The organism is Klebsiella sp. MS 92-3 (genome assembly GCF_000195655.1).
GTDB lineage: Bacteria > Pseudomonadota > Gammaproteobacteria > Enterobacterales > Enterobacteriaceae > Klebsiella > Klebsiella pneumoniae.
On record NZ_GL882836.1, the window covers coordinates 16,935 to 20,243 of the forward strand.

General features: G+C 60.6%; 2 protein-coding genes. Both read left to right on the top strand.

All coding sequences use genetic code 11. The features are described from left to right. The first annotated feature begins 119 nt into the window (after window positions 1-119). Complete coding sequence (gene dinG / locus HMPREF9538_RS07860) at window positions 120-2,276, top strand: ATP-dependent DNA helicase DinG (RefSeq protein WP_009485756.1); 2,157 nt, start codon at window positions 120-122, stop codon at window positions 2,274-2,276. Window positions 2,277-2,305: 29 nt separating this feature from the next. Then, window positions 2,306-3,274 carry a DNA-binding protein YbiB gene (gene ybiB, locus HMPREF9538_RS07855; RefSeq protein WP_004179105.1) on the top strand — a complete coding sequence of 323 codons (969 nt, stop codon included), beginning with the start codon at window positions 2,306-2,308 and terminating at the stop codon, window positions 3,272-3,274. The last annotated feature ends 35 nt before the right edge of the window (window positions 3,275-3,309 follow it).

A 3,309-nucleotide genomic window follows, 5' to 3' on the forward strand; every position in this document is an offset into this window, starting at 1 on the left:
CCTTTTTCTTTCCATTACACTATTTGTCGAGCAGGCTTCCACACTCCGCAGAAAGCAATACCTCCGGGCGGGCAAAAATGGCACAATAGTGGCTGTTTATACAGTATTCAGGTTTTCTCATGGCTTTGACCGCTGCGCTGAAAGCGCAAATCGCCGCCTGGTATAAGGCGCTTCAGGAACAGATCCCGGACTTTATTCCGCGTCCCCCGCAGCGGCAGATGATCGCCGATGTGGCGAAAACCCTTGCCGGGGAAGAGGGCAGGCATCTGGCTATCGAAGCGCCGACCGGCGTCGGCAAAACGCTGTCATATCTGATCCCGGGCATCGCCATCGCCCGCGAGGAACAAAAAACGCTGGTGGTCAGCACCGCCAACGTCGCCCTGCAGGATCAAATCTACAGTAAGGACCTGCCGCTGCTGCGTAAAATCATTCCCGACCTGCGCTTCACCGCCGCCTTTGGCCGCGGACGCTACGTCTGTCCGCGCAACCTGACGGCGCTGGCCAGCACCGAGCCGTCGCAGCAGGATCTGCTGGCCTTTCTCGATGACGATCTCACCCCGAATAATCAGGCGGAGCAGAAGCTGTGCGCGACCCTGAAGCAGGATCTCGACAGCTACCGCTGGGACGGCCTGCGCGACCATACCGACAAAGCCATCGACGATGGGCTATGGAGCCGGCTGAGCACCGATAAGGCCAGCTGCCTGAACCGCAACTGCCACTACTATCGCGAGTGCCCGTTCTTTGTGGCGCGGCGGGAAATTCAGGAGGCGGAAGTGGTGGTGGCCAACCATGCGCTGGTGATGGCGGCGATGGAGAGCGAAGCGGTGCTGCCGGAGCCGAAAAACCTGCTGCTGGTCCTCGATGAAGGCCATCATCTGCCGGACGTCGCCCGCGACGCGCTGGAGATGAGCGCCGAGATCACCGCCCCCTGGTTTCGCCTGCAGCTGGATCTGTTCTGCAAGCTGGTGGCCACCTGCATGGAGCAGTTTCGTCCGAAAACCACGCCGCCGCTGGCCAATCCGGAGCGGCTCACCGCTCATTGCGAAGAGCTTTTCGAGCTGATTGCCTCGTTGAATAATATTCTCAATCTCTATATGCCCGCCGGTCAGGAAGCGGAGCATCGCTTCCCGATGGGCGAACTGCCGCAGGAGGTGATGGAGATCTGCCAGCGGCTGGCGAAGCTCACCGAGTTGCTGCGCGGCCTGGCGGAGCTGTTCCTGAACGATCTCAGCGAAAAGACCGGCAGCCATGACGTGGTGCGCCTGCATCGGGTGCTGCTGCAGATGAACCGCGCCCTTGGCATGTTTGAAAGCCAAAGCAAGCTATGGCGCCTGGCGTCGCTGGCGCAGTCCTCAGGCGCGCCGGTAACCAAATGGGCGACGCGGGTGGTGCGCGACGGCCAGATCCACGTCTGGTTCCACTGCGTCGGGATCCGCGTCAGCGATCAGCTTGAACGGCTGCTGTGGCGCAGCGTGCCGCATATCGTGGTGACGTCAGCGACGCTGCGCTCGCTAAACAGCTTCTCGCGCCTGCAGGAGATGAGCGGTCTGAAGGAGAAAGCGGGGGACCGCTTCGTGGCGCTGGATTCGCCGTTCAACCACGTGGAGCAGGGGAAAATTATTATTCCTCAAATGCGTTATGAACCGCTGATCGATAACGAAGAGCAGCACATTGCCGAGATGGCGGCCTATTTTCGCCAGCAGGTGGAGATCAAAAAACATCTCGGGATGCTGGTGCTGTTTGCCAGCGGGCGGGCGATGAACCGCTTCCTCGAGCATGTGACCGATCTGCGCCTGATGCTGTTGGTGCAGGGCGACCAGCCGCGCTACCGGCTGGTGGAGCTGCATCGCAAACGGGTGGAAAGCGGCGAGCGCAGCGTGCTGGTGGGTCTGCAGTCCTTTGCCGAAGGTCTCGATTTAAAAGGCGATCTGCTGAGCCAGGTGCATATCCATAAAATCGCTTTTCCGCCCATCGACAGCCCGGTAGTGATCACCGAAGGCGAATGGCTGAAAAGCCTCAATCGTTATCCCTTCGAGGTACAGAGTTTGCCCAGCGCCTCCTTTAATCTTATTCAGCAGGTGGGGCGTTTGATCCGTAGCCATAACTGCTGGGGAGAGGTGGTGATTTACGATAAGCGTCTGTTGACCAAAAACTACGGCGCGCGTCTACTGAACGCATTACCTGTTTTTCCCATAGAGCAGCCGGGCGTTCCGGAGGTTATAGTAAAACGGAAAGCAAAACAGACAGCAAAACAGACGGGCCGCAAACGTCGCTGACGCCGGCGCGTGATGCACCAGGGGGAGCCATGGAGTACAGCAAAATTATAAAAGAGGTGGGTCGCGGTAAGAATCATGCCCGCGATCTCGATGAAGAGACCGCCCGTGCGCTCTACGCGCGGATGCTGAACGGCGAGGTGCCGGAGCTGGAGCTGGGGGGAATATTAATCGCCCTGCGCATTAAAGGCGAAGGCGAAGCGGAGATGAAAGGTTTTTACGCCGCGATGCAGCAGCATACGCTGCGCCTGACCCCGCCGGCCGGCAAGCCGATGCCGATCGTTATCCCCAGCTACAACGGCGCGCGCAAGCAGGCGAACCTCACGCCGCTGCTGGCGATGCTCCTGCACAAGCTGGGATTTCCGGTGGTGGTTCACGGCGTCAGTCACGATCCCACCCGGGTGCTGACCGAAACCATTTTTACCCTGCTGGACATTCCGGCCACCCTGCACGCCGGACAGGCTCAGGCGCAGCTGGAGGGCCATGAACCGGTGTATATCCCGGTGGGGGCCTTCTGTCCGCCGCTGGAGAAACAGCTGGCGATGCGCTGGCGGATGGGCGTACGCAACAGCGCCCATACCCTGGCCAAGCTGGCCACGCCGTTTGGCGAAGGGGAGGCATTGCGTCTCTCCAGCGTGTCGCATCCGGAATATGTTCCCCGGGTGGCGAACTTCTTTCGCGAGACCGGTGGCCGCGCGCTGCTGATGCATGGTACCGAGGGCGAAGTGTACGCCAACCCGCAGCGCTGTCCGCAGATCAGCCTGATTGATGAGCAGGGCGTGCGGGTGCTGTACGAACGCCAGACTGAGATGGCAGCGGAGGCGGTGGTCCTGCCGACCTCGAAAGACCCTGAGGTCACCGCGCGCTGGATTGAACGCTGCGTCGCTGGCGTCGAACCGGTGCCCAACTCGTTGAAGATCCAGCTTGCCTGCTGTCTGCTGGCCTGCGGGGAAGTGACCTCGCTGGAGCAGGGCCTCAGCCGCGTCAACGACTGTTGGTGATCGGATCTGCAGGATAAAAAAAAGCCCCCCCCCCG